Source organism: Vibrio echinoideorum, from assembly GCF_024347455.1.
Lineage (GTDB): Bacteria > Pseudomonadota > Gammaproteobacteria > Enterobacterales > Vibrionaceae > Vibrio > Vibrio echinoideorum.
In genome coordinates this window covers 1,355,599-1,373,803 of sequence record NZ_AP025484.1, presented here as the reverse complement: position 1 = coordinate 1,373,803, position 18,205 = coordinate 1,355,599, and the positions used below count along the sequence as shown (strand labels likewise).

Genomic DNA, 18,205 nt, shown 5'->3' with positions numbered 1-18,205 from the left:
CAAAGGTACGAAGTCAGAAGGGTTATTTAACCTTATATCTCAGTAGCACTTCATTATCGAGAACGACATTTGTCGACCAGATAAAGCTTGCGCCTGCGCCACTGAATTTTTCGATAAAGTTCATGTACGCTTTTTTATTGTTTACGCCAATATCGTCTTCTGAGTATACCGATGCTTGAGGCCAAGATGTTGCATCGAACTCTTGGTTCATCCAGTTAGTTGGTGTTTCCCAATGAGCAGCGTAGGCATCTTGACCGTGGTCAGTTCCTTCCGTGGTGCAGTTTTCAGAAAGGCGTTTCCCGTCCACTTCACTTAAGCAAGTCAGGTCATAAATCGGTGACGTATAAAAGGTTTGTGCTTGCCAGTCTGGTCCTGTCACGGTTCCGTCACTAAAGCTCGCAATAAAGCCACCATCACCAGCGTGGTAAGCCTTTCCGCGGTTATCTTCGCTGCCAAGACCTAGGTTTTCTTCCCAATCAATCACTTTCACCGCAATCGTGTAAGGCTTCTTAACCTTAAATTTGACGATGTTTGAGTTAAACGGTGTGAAAGGAACTGTGTCGACCGCGATTAACTTGCCGTTGATATAAAGTTCGAAATAGTTATCGGCAAAAATATAGCCTGTTATTTCCTCACCGTCTGGATCCACAACCGCTACAGGCACAGAGTTTTGATCGACTTCGGCTAGGCTGCTTGGTGTGGTGTTTGAGCACTCTTCATAAAGATCAAAGGCTTTTGGCCCTGTCGCAAAGTTGTTCTTGGCTGGAACCGTCCAAACTTTTTCTTCCGAGTCCGTAATTTCCCCGACGCCCGCCACTCGGCTACGTCCGTTTGCACACTCAAAGAGATTCGATTCAACGGTGGTCGCTACACCTTGAGTAATACTCGCTGAGCCTTGGTAATCAATGATGTTGCTGACCGAGGGCGTATCTGATGATGGTGAGCAACCTGTAGCGAGCAAAGCAACCGATGAAAGGGTAAGGGCTTGATATTTTGTGATGATCATTGATTGGATATCCGAAGCGGGGTGATTTCAATAAGCGTGGCTCAAAATAAGCCAAGTGCAAGTAAGTTAATTGAAAACAAAGCTATTTCAAACAAATCCGAGCTAAGTTGCTAACTAGCTAAATAGCCAAGTTCCGATAGCTGGAGCGACGAAGCTAAGCAGGAACTAAAGTATTTGTGAGGTGCCACGCCTGTTATGTGATGAGGCATATATTACCTGTACGAATGTAAACAAACGTAAAGTTGGGTAAGCATGGGTAAAATAGCGCTTTGATCGGATGATCATATAAGCTTGCGAGGAGCTTGTAAAAATACTCAACACGAAGCGGTTTCAGGTTGTGATTGAGATAGTATTTTGCTACAAAACGCGCATAATCTCGCTATACAACATTTAAAGAAGAATTTACCTATGACTACTTTTCAATACTACTTTCACCAACTGCCTTGTTTCGACTGTAAAAAAACGACTGTAAGTACTGATCTTGGTTGGTTAACGCCTGCAATGAAAGATGATGCTATAGCACAAGTGACGGCGACTCTGGCACAAGGTGAGATTCCATCTGATCTCTCTGCAAACGTGGTTTGTACTAAAGATGAAGCTCGTGAGTACTTGTTACTGAATTTCTTCGGTTACTCAGAAGAAGAGCTAGCGAGTGAAATCGAAGCGGATGATGAGAAAGAAGTCGCGGATGAAATCGCAGAGCTATTAGAAGAAGGTAAAGATACAATCACCTTCGAACATGAAATTGCTCTTCAGTGCTGTGCAGACTGCGACGTTGAAGAAGAGTCAAATTAAGCACTCACATTTAAAGTAAACATGCCCATTTGCATTGCGTGATGTTCGGTTTATTTGAGGCGTTAACGGAAGATAGTTCGTTAGCGCCTTTTTTCTATCTCGGCCTCTAATCTCTATTCGGCATGAGAGCCTATGATATTTTGGTTTCTAAGATGCCTTGATCACTCAATTGAGAGAGGATGTTTGCGGTTTTACCTCGAAACAAATCTCTTAACAAGCGAACGGTCGGAGTGATTGATTGTCGGCTTGGACACACTAACCATAGCTCTGTTGATGTTGGTTTATATTCGGGCATAACATTGACAACATCACCCGAAAGTAAATGGTTCGACATATCGAGACAAGATTTTATCGCGACCCCTTTCCCTGCAATACACCAACGTCTCACCAAATCGGCGTCGTTAGATGCGCGATTGCCCTTTAGTTTCACTTTGTGATCTTGAGTACCATCGTTAAATATCCACTCGTCTTGCAATATGTCATGAAGTTGGTAGAGCAAACCATTGTGCTGAGTTAAGTCACTAGGTTCATTGGGTGTGCCCCTGTCTGCCAAGTATTCAGGAGTGGCGCACAATACCCTAGGAACATCGCATATCTTAAAACCGTACATGTTGGCGTCATTTGGCGAACCATAGCGCAGTGCCATATCAACAGAATCACGGTAAAAATCGATATTGCTATCGCTGATGCTAGTACGTAGTGCGGCGTTAGGGTATTCCAGTAAAAATTCATCAAGCCAAGGTGTGATTAAGTTTCGCCCTAGATCCGATGAAAGCGCAATACGGATCTCACCGTCAACGATGCCCAACTCTTCTCGCATGTTGAGCTTCGCTTGTTCTAACATTTTTAAGGCTTGTTCACATTCAGGTAAATAGCGTTCGCCTGCTGAAGAGAGCCTTAAGTGGCGAGTGGTTCTTACAAATAGTTCAGCGCCTAACGCGGCTTCAACACGTTTTACGGCAGCGCTCGCGGTGGCAGTACGCATATCAAGGTTGGTGGCTGCTGCAGTGATACTGCGAAACTCCGCCACTTTCAAAATGACCTGTAAGTCTTCAAGAAGCATGTTATCTACCTGTATTGAATTATGTTCTAAACATGGGGTTGGGATATTTCCCGCTCACAATCTGCAAATGGGTTATCTCTACTTGTCGCTTCTAACTTAGCTTCAAACTCTTAATTGTCAAAATTAATTTGATAATAATTCAAATGTGAAGCTGTTTTTCATTAGTAATTTTCTCACTATCATTTCCCCTATCGACAACGTAGCGCAGTACACACCGTATGGACGAAGCCTACGATCTAGGGGGATAAGATGACTAAGAAAATCACAATGGGTGTAACGGATTTGTCGTTCCACCGTACGACCGCTTCATTGGTTGCCAATGTATTGAAAACCATGGGTTTTGAGGTAGAGCGCATTTTCTCTCCACATCAGGAGAACTTTGAAAAACTTAAAACGGGTGAAATAGATATGCTCTCGTCTGCTTGGCTCCCTTCAAGCCATGGAATTTACAAAGCAGATGTTGAAGAAGTAGAACCGTTGATAGAACTTGGACTGCATTATGAACCTTACGCGTTATGGGGTGTACCTGATTATGTCCCTGAAGAAGCGGTTTCTGAAGTCGCTGACCTGTTAAAGCCTGAAGTAGCAGAGAGGATGATCTCCCAAATTCAGGGGATCAACCCGGGAGCAGGTATCACACGTTTCTCCATTCAGATGATGAAAGAGTACGGGCTTAGCGATGCGGGCTACGAATTTTTCCCTGGCAGTGAAGCCGATTGCTTTGATGCTTTTGAAAGTGCAGTGGCTAATAAAGAGTGGGTAATCGTGCCCCTGTGGAAACCGCAATTCTTACATTATCGCTATGATATTCGAGAACTTAAAGAGCCTAAAGGCTTACTCGGAATCGTTGACAGAGCGGTACTTCTTTTAAGAGGTGACAAGCAAGGTTTGTTCAACGAAGAGCAGATTCAGGAGTTGGATTCACTACGCTTCTCAAATGACATTATCGCAGAGCTCGATTACAAAGTTTGCCGCGAAGGTAAGCCACAAGATGAAGTAACGCGTGATTGGTTGATTGAGAAAGGCCTGATTTAACCTCAATGTCGTTGGCAAGACCATTAGATTGTCGTGTTGCGCAGCAGCGGTAATACGATTGTCAAAAAATATTTGATAATCATTCAAAAGCTAGACTGTTTATCTAGAGTGAGAGTTCTCTAAGATTAACTCATCAAATTTACGGAGAAAGCACCATGTCATTACCATCAAAAATGAAAGCTATCGGATTTACTCAGTCATTCGCTATTACTGAGCAAGAGAGTTTGTTTGAATTTGAAACAAGCCTACCAGAACTAAAAAATAATGACTTGTTGGTAAAAGTGAGCGCGACTTCTATCAACCCTGCAGACGCAAAAATTCGTATTCGCAATGCCAAGGATAAAACACTCGAACAACCTAAAGTGCTTGGCTATGACGCAGTAGGGGAAGTGGTTGCAAAAGGCCTAGACGTTGAAGGTTTTGAGGTTGGCGACCGTGTGTACTATGCGGGTGATGTAACGCGTATGGGTGCCAACGCAGAATACCAAGCTGTGGACTACCGTATTACCGCTAAAGCGCCTAAGAGCCTTTCTGATGAAGCGGCTGCAGTTATGCCACTAGCAACACTTACGGCGTGGGAAGCATTGTTCGATCGTCTGCGTGTTCGTCCTGAAGAGAAAAAGTCTATCCTGATCATTGGTGGAGCGGGCGGTGTAGGTTCGATCACTATTCAACTGGCTAAGCAACTCACTAACTTAAATGTTATCGCAACAGCTTCAAGACCTGAAACGGAACAGTGGGTAAGAGACATGGGGGCTGACCATGTGGTTAATCACCGTAATTTGGTTGAGTCTGTGCGAGAGCAGGGCATTCAACATGTCGACTACATCTTTAATGTTGCAGATACCAAAGGTCATTGGGATGCAATGGTAGAGCTGATTGCGCCACAAGGCCTGATCAGTTCGATTGTAGAGTTCGATGGCGGGATTGACTTATCAGCGCTGCAAGGCAAATCAGCAGGCTTTATTTGGGAATTGATGTTTACACGTTCACTGTTCAACACCGACGATATCCAGAAGCAACAAGATATCTTATTCCAAGCAGCGAATCTGATTGATGCGGGCCGTATTAAATCGACGCTGACCACGACCCTAGGTGGCTTTAGTGTGGACACAATTAAAGATGCACACCAACGTATTGAAAGCAGTGCGTCGATTGGTAAAACAGCCATCAAATACTAATCGCTGATGTTTTAATCCGCCATTGTTTTGAATCGTTGACGGTTTAAATAGAAGAAGCCCTTGATATCTTGTTGTTAGTCAAAAAGGTATCAGGGGCTTTTGTTTGTGTGCGGTTTAGTTAGCTTCTGGTGATGGGATAGGTTGCAATGTTTTGAAGTGAAGCTGTATTAGGTCTAGCTCAAAAGGCGAGGGCTGTTTGTCTGCAATCAAAAAGCCAATTTGCTTCATGTCTTGTGCCTTAAGTTCCGGCGCATAGCTCAGTAACCGACCTCTGAACACCGCTTGAAAATCATTGAAGTGGAAGGTCTTGTTAAGCTGCTGTCCCTTAATGGTATCGAAATCGTGTTTGTATTGAACTCGATTACCCTCCTTCGATGTTGTGAACCTCAGTTGGTAGGTGTGACCATCACCAACGAATATCAGCTCTGCACTATCTATTCCATGGTCAGGTGATTCAATGGAGCGCTTTACAGAACTGAAACCACCATTGTTTTCTAACGAGAGCTCTCCCCTAAATCGACTCATGTTATTGAGATAAATGAGCTCGCCTGTTGAGATGCCGCCCATTACATCGTCGTTGGTCACTGTCCAGTTTTGATGCTCACTAGCTTGTGTAAAGTCGATCATGTTTGTCCCTGTTGCATCTGCCTTAAGACTTAACGAATGTAGACTAAGTAGAAGGAGTAAAGGTGAGGTTAACCTAGGGGGTAACCGCGTTTTACAATTGGTTCCGTTCATGAACTTCTCCACTCTTTCCCTGTAGACTATGCGTTCTTTACTCGATAGCGATGGGTAACTTATGAAGACGGTTCAGTTTCAAGCATAGCTAAACAACGCTTGATGAAGTCTTCATAGTTCGATGCTTTGTCGTATTCGATCTTCAATGAGCCGTGGAACATCAGTGTCACCGTAACGTCTCTGTAGCTTAGCCAACAGGTATAGCCGTCATAGTCGTGCCACGCAAACATCTCGCCAAATTGATATTTGCTATCTAATTGCTTTCCAGAGGAGCGAATGCAATCAAACACTCTAAGAAATTCAATAATGGTGATTCTGTTGTCCATGTACTACTCCCGTTGCGCAGTCGATGAAAAATTCTAAGTGCTTGTATTTCAATTAACTACGGTTTTACTTTCTATTCCGATCACAGGGGAGAGTAAGCGAGTCTATTTACAAAGAGCCTCTCACTTACAAATTTTTTTTGAGCAAATAGGGTTTAGTGCCAATCCAGAGAGTCTTATTCTTCTGTTCTGAAGATGAAGTTTGAATCGAGTTACTTATTTGCCATTCTCATGTATTATGCTTGCCCATAATTGTATGACAAATGTGTAATTCTGTTTCCGTATGAATAAAGTCACCAACCACGCCATTTTGCTTTTGGTATTTGCAAACCTATTGGCGTCTTTTTCTGATGTCTCATTAAAAATACTCAATGGTGAAGTTCCCACGTTTCAGTACGTGTTTATTCGTCAGTTATTGAGCGTGATGCTGTTGCTTCCTTTTTGGCTAAAGCTCCCTAAAGAAACTCGCATGCAAGGCGGTTGCCGCATCAATTTTTTACGGGCTCAATTTATATTAGTGGGTAGTGGTTGTGCGATGATTGCCATTACACACCTTACCTTGGCGACAGCGAACGCGATGTTCTATGTTGGGCCAATCCTGATGCTTCCTCTGTCTATTGTGTTGTTGAAAGAAAGGCCGACATCATCAAAAGTGATCGCGACATTGATAGGTTTCGTGGGTGTGCTAATTGTGTTGCGTCCTGAGCAATTTCACTGGGCGGCGATTGCAGGGCTAGGCAGTGCGCTTGCAATGGGTGTTGGTAATATTTTGATTAAGCGTTTGAACGCCGAACAACACATTATCTCGACCTTATTTTGGACTAGTGTTATGACTCTGCCACTTGCACTGGCGTTTGCATTGCCAGCATGGGCTGCGATTGAATGGCGTCATTTGGGGTGGATCATGGCAATCAATCTATTTGTTCTTGGCTATCATGCATTGGTGGTGGTCGCGTATAAAAAGGCTCCAGCAAACCAAATTGCGCTCGCAGAATACTCGGGGTTAGTGTTTGTAACCTTGTTTGGCGTGATGTGGTTTGACGAGATCCCCGATATTCTGACACTGGTTGGTATCAGCCTCATTGTTATTCCAATGATGCCGATTAAATGGAAGAAGTTCTTTAGTCTAGGGAACAGAACCCCCCTCGATGTAGAAGTGGATCAGCCCAAGTCATAATATCTGCGGCTTAACCGCCGCGTATTGCAAAGACGAAACGTGCTAGATGAAAGAAAAGCGAACCTAAGTGGTTCGCTTTTTGTTTTTGAATCATTACAGAATTAAGAAACGAGCTTAACAAGCCGCATGATCAGGAAGTCAGTTTGGGGTAGGTCGTCTAAACTTAACGTCTATTGTTTAAAACTTATGTGATTAAAGTTCTCATGCTTAAAGTTTGTATAGCATCAAAAAATAGAACAATTTGGACTCTAAAAACGTTCTTGAAAATAAACGTAAATTAACCCTTTACCTCAACTTAACTTGAGGTATTAGGATATACAACGTTGCTTACGAGAATACTTTAAGGAGAGAAGAATGATCCAACTTGAACATGTGAATTTAGTCGTCAAAGACATCCCAGAAATGCTGACTTTCTACAAAGCGGCGTTCCCTCACTGGTATGTCCGTGATGAAGGGAAAGGTGAATGGTCAGGCAAGCCACGTAACTGGCTGCACTTTGGCGATGAGTATCAATATATCGCAATGAGTGATCATGGAGAGGGTGAAAATAGAGACTTAGCCGGACACTCAGTTGGTCTCGCTCACTTCGCTTATGTGACCAATAATATTGAGAGTGTGATTGAACGTCTTATTGATGCGGGCTTCCCAATAGCCAAACCCGGAGCGGAAGAACCTTACCGTAAAAACGTCTACTTTGTGGATCCGGCAGGTTTTGAAATCGAGTTCGTAGAATACCTGAGTGATGATCCTAAACTGCGCAATGCCACGTAATAAAACTCATTAATCGAGTTGGTTTGCTAGAGCGAGTTTGTTCAAATAAAACGTCCAATAAAGGGTGCTAGGAAAGATTTACAGAAAAGGGCATTGCGGAATACTCCGCAATGCCCTTTTTAATCTTATTTGTTTGGCTGTTTGGCTGTTTGGCTTAAGCGTCTAAGTCTAACTATAGACAGCTAACTACTTAGCTTTAAATGGCACCAATAACTGTTTACCAAACACATTGATTAGTGCGCCTGTCACGATCAGCCCACCACCTAGATATGTCCAAACCGATGGAATCTCGTTAAAGACCCACACTCCTAATAGTGCTGAGAATACGATCTGAACGTATGAGTAAGCCGAAGCTTTACCTGCTGCTTGGGTTTGCATCGCCTTGGTTAAACCGTATTGACCTATTTGTGTGAAAATCCCGACCAGCACCAACATCAATGTTAAGAACAGGTTCGGCCACACAAAATCGTTCCAGATAAGAACGGTTGATATTGGCAGAGCAACCAGTGGGAAGTAGAAAATGATCACCGAGCTGTCTTCAGTTTGGCTAAGCTTTCTCACAATCACATAGGCAATCGAGCTGCCAAACGCGCCACATAATGCCAGCATAATACTGAATAATGGTAACTCGCTGCTCGCTCCACTGTTCATGCTCGGTTGTACCATTACCAATAATCCTGCCAGACAAAATGCAATGCAGATCATGGTCGATTTTTGGATGCGTTCTTTGAGGAATAATACGCCCAGCAGTGCGGTAAATACGGGGTGCACGTATTGTAGAATGGTGGCTTCTGCTAATGGCAAGGTGGTAACAGCATAGTAAACACACATTAGCGCCGCAGTACCGACAGTACCACGCACGAACAAGAGGGGTTTGTTGTTGCCCCAAATAGAAATACGTTTGCGCTTCACATCGACATAGCTGATGATCAACGACACCAACGCCCTAGCTGCGACGATTTCGAATACTGGTATGCCGTAGTTGCTAATGTACTTCACACAAGCTGACATCAGTGCGAATCCAAAAGCGGAGAGAATCATGAATCGAACCCCAACAGGGATCTGAGAAAAAGAGAAAGAAGGCATAAAAATATCAATCGGTTGAGGGAGAAGGAATCATAACTTAGTTTAGAATCGCCGACCAAAGTCTTTGTCTTGTTATAGTCAACTTGACTCAATTAATTCTCATTTCAGTTATGCGTGCCTTTATCCCACATAATATCGGTTATGACTCAGTTTTATAAAATCGACACCAACAGAAGGTGACGCTAATTCAACTCTGATTTATCGATCATTTTAATTATCACTTTCACTCATATCATTCTTGTGAATTTATAATGAGAGATATGTTCTATGAAACCAATAAATACCCTACTCATATCCGCACTTGCCGCTTGTTCTTTCAGTTCAGTTACCTACGCTGATACCATTTTGCACGCTTTCAACTGGAAGTATTCGGACGTAACGGCCAACGCCAATCAGATTGCTCAAGCGGGTTACAAGAAAGTACTCGTCGCGCCTGCAATGAAATCCAGCGGTACCCAATGGTGGGCTCGCTATCAACCTCAAGATTTGCGAACCATTGATTCTCCTTTGGGGAACAAACAAGATCTAGCCACAATGATCGCCGCATTAAAAAGCGTCGGTGTTGATGTGTATGCCGATGTGGTGCTCAATCATATGGCCAATGAAAGCTGGAAGCGAAGTGACTTGGATTACCCAGGCACAGAATTGCTAAACGATTATGCGAGCCGTTCAAGCTACTATGCTGACCAGACTCTGTTTGGCAACCTAGCGCAAGGTTTTGTCTCGGCTAACGATTTCCACCCCGCAGGCTGTATTTCGGATTGGAACGATCCTGGTCACGTTCAGTATTGGCGTTTATGTGGTGCAGATGGTGATGTTGGTCTTCCAGATTTGGATCCAAACAATTGGGTGGTTTCACAGCAACGTCTATATTTAAAAGCCCTAAAAGATATGGGAGTCAAAGGCTTCCGTATTGATGCCGTAAAACACATGAGTCAGTACCAAATCGATCAAGTATTTACGTCTGAGATTACCTCGAACATGCATGTGTTTGGTGAGGTGATTACCAGTGGTGGAGCAGGGAACAGTGGCTATGAGTCGTTTTTAGCGCCATACCTAAACAATACCAATCACTCTGCGTACGATTTCCCGTTGTTTGCTTCTATTCGCTCGGCCTTCTCTATGAACGGAGGTTTGAACCAACTACACAATCCTAAAGCGTACGGCCAAGCACTGGATGACAATCGCTCGATCACCTTCGCGATCACGCATGATATTCCAACCAATGACGGCTTCCGTTACCAAATCATGGATCCACAAGATGAGCAACTCGCTTACGCTTATATCCTTGGCAAAGATGGTGGTACACCGTTGATCTACAGCGATGATCTTCCGGACTCTGAAGACAAAGATAATGGTCGTTGGGGCAATGTATGGAATAGTTCAACGATGAAGAGCATGTTGAGCTTCCATAACGCGATGCAAGGTAAATCGATGACGATGATTTCGAGCGACCAATGTACTTTGCTATTCAAGCGTGGCAAAGAAGGGGTTGTGGGTATCAACAAGTGCGGTGAAACCCGCGGGGTTACTGTTGATACCTACCAACATGAGTTCAACTGGAATGTTCAATACAAAGACGTATTAAGCAGCGCTACAGAAACCATTTCTTCTCGCTACCATACCTTCAATTTACCACCACGCAGCGCACGTATGTTTAAGTTGTAGTTGTAGTGTTCAGTTTTCTAGGGAGACCGAATAAAAGCTAAACACGACCGCTCAGAAAGCATAAGCCGCAGCAAAGACTGCGGCTTATTTGTGTTTTGGTTTGAGGTTTTTACTTACTATTTCTTTAGCTAATCCAGGTCTTTAATCACGCCAGACCAATGGTATTGCAGCGCAAGTTGCTTTAGTAATTCGATCTCTTTTGCTGTTTCTCCTCTAAGCCAATCAATAAGATCGTCTATAACGGGAGCAAGAGTACGCTGGTGAGTGTAATACGTCCAAGCACTGTGCTGGAGCTTGGCGTGCTCTGGACAATACAAAAAGCCGCGTTGCAGTTCTTGTAAAACCAAAAGCAAATCCGTAACCGTCACACCTTCGCCCGATAAACACGCACTGAGTGCCATATCTAACGATAAGAAACTGGTATTCCTGACGGACTTCTTTGGAGGGGACTCTACATCTGCAAGCCAAGCCTTCCAGTCATGGTGGTCGAGTGTTGGGTGAATGCGAGGCATTGTTAAAATGGAAGTTAAATCGGTGTCTTCAGTAATTATGTTCGTGGAACACACTGGAGCCATAAACTCTTCACGTAAGAAGGTAATATCTGGTGCATTGTCATAACGTTTTTCGAAACGAGTGTGAAAGATCAGTAGGTCATACTCACTGCTATTGATCGCTTCATCTTCTTCTATCACAGGAACAATCACTATCTCATAATCCGAGTAGCGTTCATTCAGCTCTCGCACTTTAGATATCAGTACACGGGTGGCAAAGCTCAAGGTTGCTTTAATAACGATTCGCTTTTGCGTGGGATCTTTCCAAGACGCCATCACCGCTTCGATATTGCCATAGCTCTCACGCAATACTTTATATAAATCATGCCCTTGAGGTGTGAGTTCAATTGCTCTGTGTTTGCGAACAACCAGTGATGCGCTGAGCTCATCTTCAAGCTGCTTTATCTGACGGCTGATCGCACTCTGTGTTACGTGAAGCTCATCGGCGGCTAACGTAAAGCTCATTAGCCTTGCTACAGCTTCGAAGGCTTTTAAGCCATTATGTGAGGATGGCAAGCTCGGATATGGGGTCATAATTCGTTCGCATGAGTTTATGGAATGCTAGAGTCGCAAATTTATCAATTGAACACCAGCCTCATCGATCGTATTTTGGCCGAAATAACTTGAGGCGCTCATGAAAAAAATACTCGCACTAGCATTCCCTTTGATCATTTCACAGCTGATATCTATGGCACTCGTCCTGACTGATGTTTGGATGATGTCGCGTATTAGTGTGTCGGCGCTTGCGGCTGGTGGATTAGGTGCTTCTATTTACTTTTTCATTTTTATTATTGCCAGCAGTACCGTTGGCTGTGTCGCGAACTTAATTGCTATTGCTTATGGTCAGCGAGTTGCACGCCCAGAGTTTGGTAATACCCAAATTAGGTTGGCTGTTAAAGGCGCAATTATGTTGGCATTCGTACTTAGTGTCAGCTTGATGGCAAGCTTCTGGTTTGCGCCACTGGTATTAGATGCGGCCAAACAGCCACAAGAAGTGATCACTTTAGCCATGGAATACGTGCATGCTCTGAAATGGGTGATGCTGCCTTCGCTTATATTGTTGGTGCTTCGTGGCTTAACCAGTGCGTTTGGTAACGTGCGATCCATTCTAGTGATGTCTATCATCACCGTGATTCTGAATGTGCCAGTGAGCTACCTCCTAACCTTCCAATTAGATATGGGATTAGCGGGGCTTGGCTTAGGTACGGCTATCGCGGCATTTATCGTGATGGTTGGATACACGGTTTGGGTGTTCAAGCGTGATGAGTTCAAACAATTCGCTCCTTGGTTAAATACCGAAGAGTACTCAATTAAGTTGATGAGCCCTTTGCTAATGATGGGTTTACCTATCGGGTTAGCCGCGTTGCTTGAGCATGGGCTTATTTACGGCGGCACTTTAATGGCGGGGACGATCAGTATTGCCTCGTTGGCACTGCATCAAATCTTGCTTCAATGCCTAAGTTTTACTTGGAACTTTAATTTCGGTTTTTCACAAGCTGCCGCTATTTTGGTTGGTCGTGATTTCGGTGCGGGTAACTATGAAGGAATCAAGCGAACGTCGATTCAAAGCTTTATCTTGGTTTCAGTTTTGAGTGTGGTGTTATCTGCCGTGTTCATCATCTGGCCAGAAATGATCGCTTCTATCTTCAAACTGGATGATGGAACAGGCGCGATGACTTCATTACTGGCTTCTGTTATTTGGGTGGTCGCTCTTTGCTTTATTGTTGATGCTTGGCAATTGTTGGCGATTAATTTGCTGAGAGGCATGAAGATTGTCTCGATGCCAACCGTAATGACTGCAATCGGTTATTGGGTATTTGGCCTGCCTGCAGCTTGGTATTTGATGCCACAATTCCAACTGGCGGGGATTTGGGGCGGGATCGGTGTGGGCTTAGGTGTGACCGGTATTTTGCTGCTTATCCAACTGATGCGCGTGATTCAAAAGAACAATCAGTCTCCAGATTTGTCGAATCAAGCTTACACGTGAGCTGGTAAAGACACATACTGAGCAATAAAAAGCCGCAGTCATCGTAACGACTGCGGCTTTTTTTGTTCTCATTTTTCTGATTCGGTCTTATGTTTGTATGCGACATGTATCTGCGGGCAAGGATCAACTTATCGCTATCAAGGCAAAGAGTGACGTCTACTTGTTACCAGACAACACGGACTTCATCATTGTTTTGAATTGCTCTTTCTGCTCATTGGTTAGCACATTATAAATGTTGTTCTTCAGGCGCATCTCTTGCATCACTAGCGTTTTCTCTGTTGCCTGAACAGTGTCGATAACCTTTTCCATCTCGGCTTCATCAAACTCAGGTTGAGTGACAAGGCTGATCTGTTTTTTCTTAAGTTCTATCGCGTTATCCATATCAATCTCAGTTCTATCGGATTGATAATCTTCAACAAGAGAGAACACTTCAGCTTGCTGCTCTTCGGTTAGATTTAAAGAAGCAATGACCATTTGTAGTGGGCTCATTGCTGGCTGAGGCGGTTGTTGTGGTGAAGAAGCACTCACAAACGGAGCGGTAACGAGTAAAGCTGAAGCAGCTAATACACAAAGCGACTTTTTCAGTGATTTCATTGAGTTTCTCCTGTTAGTGGAAGCATGAGTATAAGTGGCGAAGCTGAACTCGATATGAACACGCTGTTCAGTTAAGTTCGCGCAGCTAGTTACGTTCAACTAGGAGCGTCCAGATAGGTACGTCCAGATAGCACAGAACGAGTTAGACCTTGGTCTTACAGAAACCGAGCGCAAAGGTGACTAGAATGAATTGAGTTGCTAAATGTCTTATCAAGGAATGTACAAATGGAAGTTGGATTGTTCTGGGCTGAAAAAGGAATGTTAGTGCTTGGCGCACTGTTTGTTTTGACTAGCATGATGCAGTACGGAAGACGCAGTAGTGATTGGAAGGGCGTGATTACGATGTTTTATAAGCGTATCCCAATGAGTATCGCGGAATACAAATGGTATCGTTTGGGTATCGCTTTATTGGTGTTTGCTGTGGTCATTCGTTTCGCTTTACTGATCTTATGGCCTTCGTACCAGTTCTAGTTCTTCACACTGCGTCTCTTATCATGGCTACATAAAGCCGATAAATGAATGAGCAAACCGAGCCTTAATAAAGTCACTTATTAAGGCTGCCATTTCATAAACTAGTGCTGTTGTTCCATAAAAAAGTGCTATTACTCTATAATGACGAACGGTTATTACCTTTGTAGCATATTGTTTTTCATGAAGAATAATGCCAGATAATAGCTTACCTGCTTGTTCCATCATTCTTACTAATAATCTACACATAAATCCATTCACCCCGTACCTGATACCATAATGTTCTGTTACACTCGTCCGAATTAGCTTTAATTTGTCGGTGGTGCATTTATGTCGTTCCCAGTTCTTATATGTGATGATTCTGCGTTAGCAAGGAAGCAGATGGCTCGATCACTGCCTAGTTCTCTAAATGCAGATATAACTTTTGCTGTTCATGGGCTTAATGCACTTGAAGAGTTAGCTCAAAACCAATTTAAATTGATGTTCCTCGACCTCACCATGCCGGAATTAGACGGCTATGGCACATTGGAAGAGATGCTACGCTTGGGCGATACCACGCCTGTTGTTGTTGTTTCGGGTGACATACAACCAAAAGCGCAGCAGAAGGTCATGGACCTTGGTGCTAAAGCGTTTTTGCAAAAACCGATCGATAAAGAAGCGCTAAAAGCTATTTTACGTGAGCATGTTGAGCCGCCAAAACAGCCTCAACTGTATACTCCAACCGCTCTCGAACTTCCAATATTGCGCAGACGCGATATCTATATGGAAGTGGCGAACGTAGCGATAGGCCGTGCTGCTGATGCTCTAGCTCGTCACTTTAATGTATTTGTTCATTTACCACTTCCAAACGTCAACATCTTTGAAGTGAGTGAATTGCACATGGCACTTCGCGACCTAGCTGATAACGACCAAGTATCTGGTGTTTGCCAAGGCTTTAGTGGTGAAGGTATTGCAGGTGAAGCACTAGTATTACTGAGTGATTCCAGCGTTAGCGACCTTAAAAAGCTCATGAAGGTACCCACCGAAAGTGAGCAGCTAGAAGAACTAGAATTACTGATGGATGTGTCGAACATTTTGGTGGGTTCATTCTTGAATGGGTTAGGGGAGCAATCAGAAGTCCGTTTTTTCCAGAGTTCTCCTGTGCTTCTAGGTCAACACATCTCGATTGATTCGGTGATTGAAAATACCAGCGGCTCGTTCAAAAAGACCATGACCTTTGAAGTCAGCTACAACATTGATGGCACTTCTATCCGTTGTGACCTGCTGTTTATGTTCGTTGATGAGTCTCTGCCTCTTCTAGATAACAAATTGGCCTACCTGATGGAGGAGTTTTAATATGCTGAATCTTCCTGCTGAATTTGAACAGTTCCACTGGATGGTGGACATGGTTCAAAACGTCGATATGGGGCTGGTGGTCATCAATCGTGATTTTCAGGTGCAAGTTTGGAACGGCTTCATGACGCACCATAGTGGCAAGCAATCGCATGATGCTATTGGTAAGTCTATCTTTGAACTGTTCCCTGAGATCCCTGAAGAGTGGTTTAGGCTCAAAACCAAGCCAGTCTACGATCTAGGCTGCCGCAGCTTCATTACATGGCAGCAAAGGCCTTACTTGTTCAAGTGTCGTAACGTTAGACCCGTGACTCAACAAGCCGATTTCATGTACCAGAACGTAACGCTCAACCCGATGCGCTCGCCAACAGGGCAGGTCACCTCATTGTTCTTGTCTATTCAAGATGCGACTGCAGAAGCCTTGGTTTCTTAAAAGCGCTAGCACTGTTCTTTGTGCCAAACAGCACTTTTCTATGTGCGTAGTAGCATCAGTCTAATCATCGAATAAAAATGGCTAAGGTTAATCACCTTAGCCATTTTTTTGCTTTTTATTCTTCAGGTTGGTTTTCTAACCTTCAATTCTTGAATTTAGATCACTACAAGCATACTCAGTTACTCCGCTTCTGGTGTTAGCAACATCCTTTTATCCAATAATTTTTACTGAATGATCTCGATATTATGAGTTACTCGGTTAGAAAGCTGTGTGTTTTCGAATGCTAATATTACTGGTTTATAAATCTCATCTTTATAAAACTTCGACTTGAAGGGGTTGTTTAATAGAGAGTGAGTACTGGATTGTCCAAACTAAGTGAATCTTGACCTCTAGATCGAACCCATTGCACAGTGCTTTTCCTAGTTGGGGCGAACTGAGAAGGTCATGAGATTGCCGAATTTGGTCGAGAACAAAGAAAATTTGGGAAAAAATCGAATTTATTTAGGAAAAAAGGGCATTTTTTTGTTGAAGAAAAGTGTGATTTTTATGTGATTTCGAACGACTTTGGTCACAAATCTACATTATGAGTGGATTGTGACATGTGATTTCGAGGAAAACGATTGCGCAATAAAGCGACAGTGTTTGCGTGAAGGTATGCCTAAGTAGTTAATTAGTAAGGATTTAGTTGAAAAGTAGAGTTAGAGAGGTTTTAGCAGATATGGAATCTTCGAGAGGATAGCATAAAAAAAACTGAAATATCAGACTTGCTGTTAGTAAATCGCGACCTATAATGCTGAAAACCGGAGCGTCTGCCAACGCTCCGGTTTTTTTGTGTCCGAAGAAAAGTAAACTCGTCTGCCAACGGTTTTACTACGCATTTCGCGAGAGACACATAATTTTATGAATCAAGGAAAACACCATGCGTATCGAACAAGAACTTAAGTTAGGTTTCAAAGATGTACTCTTCCGTCCGAAGCGTTCTACCCTTAAAAGCCGTTCTCAAGTTGAATTAACCCGCGATTTTACATTCAAGCATAGCGGTCGTCAATGGTCTGGTACTCCAGTAATTGCAGCGAACATGGATTCGGTAGCAAGCTTTGAAATGGCAGCCGCTCTAGCAGAGCACGGTGTTATGACTGCAGTACACAAGCACTACACAGTAGAGCAGTGGGCTGAGTTTGCTAAAACAGCAGACAAGAAAACTCTGAACAACGTTTTTGTATCAACAGGTACGTCTGAAGCTGAGTTCGAGAAAGTTAAGAAGATCATGGCGCTTAGCGAAGAGTTTGTATTTATCTGTATTGATATCGCTAACGGTTATTCAGAGCACCTTGTTGAGTTCGTACAGAAAGTACGTGCTGAATTCCCGACTAAAGTTATCTCTGCGGGTAACGTTGTAACGGGTGACATGGTTGAAGAGCTAATCCTAGCTGGCGCAGACATTGTTAAGGTTGGTATCGGCCCTGGTTCTGTTTGTACTACACGTGTTAAAACAGGCGTAGGTTACCCTCAACTTTCTGCAATCATTGAGTGTGGCGACGCAGCACACGGCCTTGGCGGCATGATCATCGGTGACGGTGGTTGTTCATGTGCGGGTGACGTATCTAAAGCGTTCGGCGGCGGTGCTGACTTCGTAATGCTAGGCGGCATGCTAGCTGGTCACTCGGAGTCAGGCGGTGAAGTAGTTGAGCAAGACGGTAAGCAATACATGAAGTTCTACGGCATGTCTTCACAGTCGGCTATGGACAAGCACTCAGGTGGTGTTGCTAAGTACCGTGCAGCAGAAGGTAAAACTGTTTTACTTCCATACCGTGGTTCAGTTCATTACACGATTTCTGACATCCTTGGTGGTGTACGTTCAACTTGTACATACGTAGGCGCAGCAAAGCTTAAAGAGCTAACTAAGCGCACGACTTTCATCCGTGTACAAGAGCAAGAGAACAACGTATTCGGTAAAGAGTAACGTTTAAAACACTTGTTTAATGTTGAAACATCCA

General features: G+C 43.6%; 19 protein-coding genes. 11 read left to right on the top strand and 8 right to left on the bottom strand.

Translation table 11 applies throughout. The features are described 5' to 3' along the window. Nucleotides 1–22: 22 nt before the first annotated feature. Nucleotides 23–1,006: a hypothetical protein gene (locus tag OCV36_RS22245; protein ID WP_135457314.1), complete on the bottom strand. Its 984-nt coding sequence runs from the start codon at nt 1,004–1,006 to the stop codon at nt 23–25. A gap of 408 nt (nt 1,007–1,414) precedes the next feature. Here OCV36_RS22245 and OCV36_RS22240 point away from each other — a divergent pair, with 408 nt between their 5' ends. Continuing rightward, the gene (locus OCV36_RS22240; RefSeq protein WP_135457312.1) at nt 1,415–1,801 is read left to right on the top strand and encodes a hypothetical protein; all 387 of its coding nucleotides are present in this window, start codon (nt 1,415–1,417) and stop codon (nt 1,799–1,801) included. 130 nt (nt 1,802–1,931) lie between these two features. On the opposite strand, the gene OCV36_RS22235 is transcribed toward OCV36_RS22240, so the two are convergent. After that, the gene (locus OCV36_RS22235) at nt 1,932–2,864 is read right to left on the bottom strand and encodes a LysR family transcriptional regulator (protein WP_017074847.1); all 933 of its coding nucleotides are present in this window, start codon (nt 2,862–2,864) and stop codon (nt 1,932–1,934) included. 267 nt (nt 2,865–3,131) lie between these two features. Here OCV36_RS22235 and OCV36_RS22230 point away from each other — a divergent pair, with 267 nt between their 5' ends. Together OCV36_RS22230 and OCV36_RS22225 are read left to right on the top strand one after the other, a co-directional pair. Continuing rightward, on the top strand, nt 3,132–3,899 hold the full coding sequence (locus OCV36_RS22230) for a glycine betaine ABC transporter substrate-binding protein (protein ID WP_135457463.1): 768 nt from the start codon (nt 3,132–3,134) through the stop codon (nt 3,897–3,899). A gap of 155 nt (nt 3,900–4,054) precedes the next feature. Next, nucleotides 4,055–5,080 carry a zinc-binding alcohol dehydrogenase family protein gene (locus tag OCV36_RS22225; RefSeq protein ID WP_135457310.1) on the top strand — a complete coding sequence of 342 codons (1,026 nt, stop codon included), beginning with the start codon at nt 4,055–4,057 and terminating at the stop codon, nt 5,078–5,080. 114 nt (nt 5,081–5,194) lie between these two features. Here OCV36_RS22225 and OCV36_RS22220 read toward each other — a convergent pair whose 3' ends face one another. Beyond that, nucleotides 5,195–5,830 carry a CIA30 family protein gene (locus OCV36_RS22220; protein ID WP_135457308.1) on the bottom strand — a complete coding sequence of 212 codons (636 nt, stop codon included), beginning with the start codon at nt 5,828–5,830 and terminating at the stop codon, nt 5,195–5,197. 47 nt (nt 5,831–5,877) lie between these two features. Beyond that, nucleotides 5,878–6,144, bottom strand: coding sequence for a DUF3081 domain-containing protein (locus OCV36_RS22215; protein ID WP_017074851.1), 267 nt, complete (start codon nt 6,142–6,144; stop codon nt 5,878–5,880). Between the two features lie 280 nt (nt 6,145–6,424). Between OCV36_RS22215 and OCV36_RS22210 the strand changes: the two genes are divergently transcribed. After that, nucleotides 6,425–7,318, top strand: a complete 894-nt coding sequence (locus tag OCV36_RS22210; protein WP_135457306.1) for a DMT family transporter — start codon at nt 6,425–6,427, stop codon at nt 7,316–7,318. Nucleotides 7,319–7,672: 354 nt separating this feature from the next. Then, complete coding sequence (locus tag OCV36_RS22205; protein WP_017074853.1) at nt 7,673–8,089, top strand: VOC family protein; 417 nt, start codon at nt 7,673–7,675, stop codon at nt 8,087–8,089. Between the two features lie 186 nt (nt 8,090–8,275). Here OCV36_RS22205 and OCV36_RS22200 read toward each other — a convergent pair whose 3' ends face one another. After that, complete coding sequence (locus tag OCV36_RS22200) at nt 8,276–9,175, bottom strand: DMT family transporter (RefSeq protein WP_135457304.1); 900 nt, start codon at nt 9,173–9,175, stop codon at nt 8,276–8,278. Nucleotides 9,176–9,442: 267 nt separating this feature from the next. Here OCV36_RS22200 and OCV36_RS22195 point away from each other — a divergent pair, with 267 nt between their 5' ends. Further along, the gene (locus OCV36_RS22195) at nt 9,443–10,843 is read left to right on the top strand and encodes an alpha-amylase family protein (RefSeq protein WP_135457302.1); all 1,401 of its coding nucleotides are present in this window, start codon (nt 9,443–9,445) and stop codon (nt 10,841–10,843) included. A 128-nt stretch (nt 10,844–10,971) separates the two neighbouring features. Here OCV36_RS22195 and OCV36_RS22190 read toward each other — a convergent pair whose 3' ends face one another. Then, nucleotides 10,972–11,928, bottom strand: coding sequence for a LysR family transcriptional regulator (locus OCV36_RS22190; protein ID WP_135457300.1), 957 nt, complete (start codon nt 11,926–11,928; stop codon nt 10,972–10,974). A 100-nt stretch (nt 11,929–12,028) separates the two neighbouring features. Here OCV36_RS22190 and OCV36_RS22185 point away from each other — a divergent pair, with 100 nt between their 5' ends. Next, nucleotides 12,029–13,381 carry an MATE family efflux transporter gene (locus tag OCV36_RS22185; RefSeq protein WP_135457298.1) on the top strand — a complete coding sequence of 451 codons (1,353 nt, stop codon included), beginning with the start codon at nt 12,029–12,031 and terminating at the stop codon, nt 13,379–13,381. Between the two features lie 156 nt (nt 13,382–13,537). Here the strand turns inward: OCV36_RS22185 and OCV36_RS22180 are convergent, their stop codons facing one another. Then, nucleotides 13,538–13,975: a Spy/CpxP family protein refolding chaperone gene (locus OCV36_RS22180; protein WP_017074858.1), complete on the bottom strand. Its 438-nt coding sequence runs from the start codon at nt 13,973–13,975 to the stop codon at nt 13,538–13,540. 225 nt (nt 13,976–14,200) lie between these two features. Between OCV36_RS22180 and OCV36_RS22175 the strand changes: the two genes are divergently transcribed. Next, entirely contained in the window at nt 14,201–14,446 is a 246-nt protein-coding gene (locus OCV36_RS22175; RefSeq protein ID WP_004731665.1) for a hypothetical protein, read from the top strand. A 27-nt stretch (nt 14,447–14,473) separates the two neighbouring features. Here OCV36_RS22175 and OCV36_RS22170 read toward each other — a convergent pair whose 3' ends face one another. Next, a complete protein-coding gene (locus OCV36_RS22170) occupies nt 14,474–14,692 on the bottom strand; it encodes a hypothetical protein (RefSeq protein ID WP_241799277.1) in 219 nt (72 codons plus the stop codon). Between the two features lie 81 nt (nt 14,693–14,773). Between OCV36_RS22170 and OCV36_RS22165 the strand changes: the two genes are divergently transcribed. The 3 genes from OCV36_RS22165 (at nt 14,774) to OCV36_RS22155 (ending at nt 18,171) form a co-directional block, all read left to right on the top strand. Continuing rightward, nucleotides 14,774–15,778: a response regulator gene (locus OCV36_RS22165; RefSeq protein ID WP_135457296.1), complete on the top strand. Its 1,005-nt coding sequence runs from the start codon at nt 14,774–14,776 to the stop codon at nt 15,776–15,778. 1 nt (nt 15,779) lies between these two features. Continuing rightward, the gene (locus OCV36_RS22160; RefSeq protein ID WP_135457294.1) at nt 15,780–16,208 is read left to right on the top strand and encodes a PAS domain-containing protein; all 429 of its coding nucleotides are present in this window, start codon (nt 15,780–15,782) and stop codon (nt 16,206–16,208) included. 919 nt (nt 16,209–17,127) lie between these two features. Beyond that, nucleotides 17,128–18,171 (top strand): GMP reductase, encoded by a 1,044-nt coding sequence (locus tag OCV36_RS22155; protein WP_004731658.1) that lies wholly within the window; start codon nt 17,128–17,130, stop codon nt 18,169–18,171. Nucleotides 18,172–18,205 lie beyond the last annotated feature (34 nt).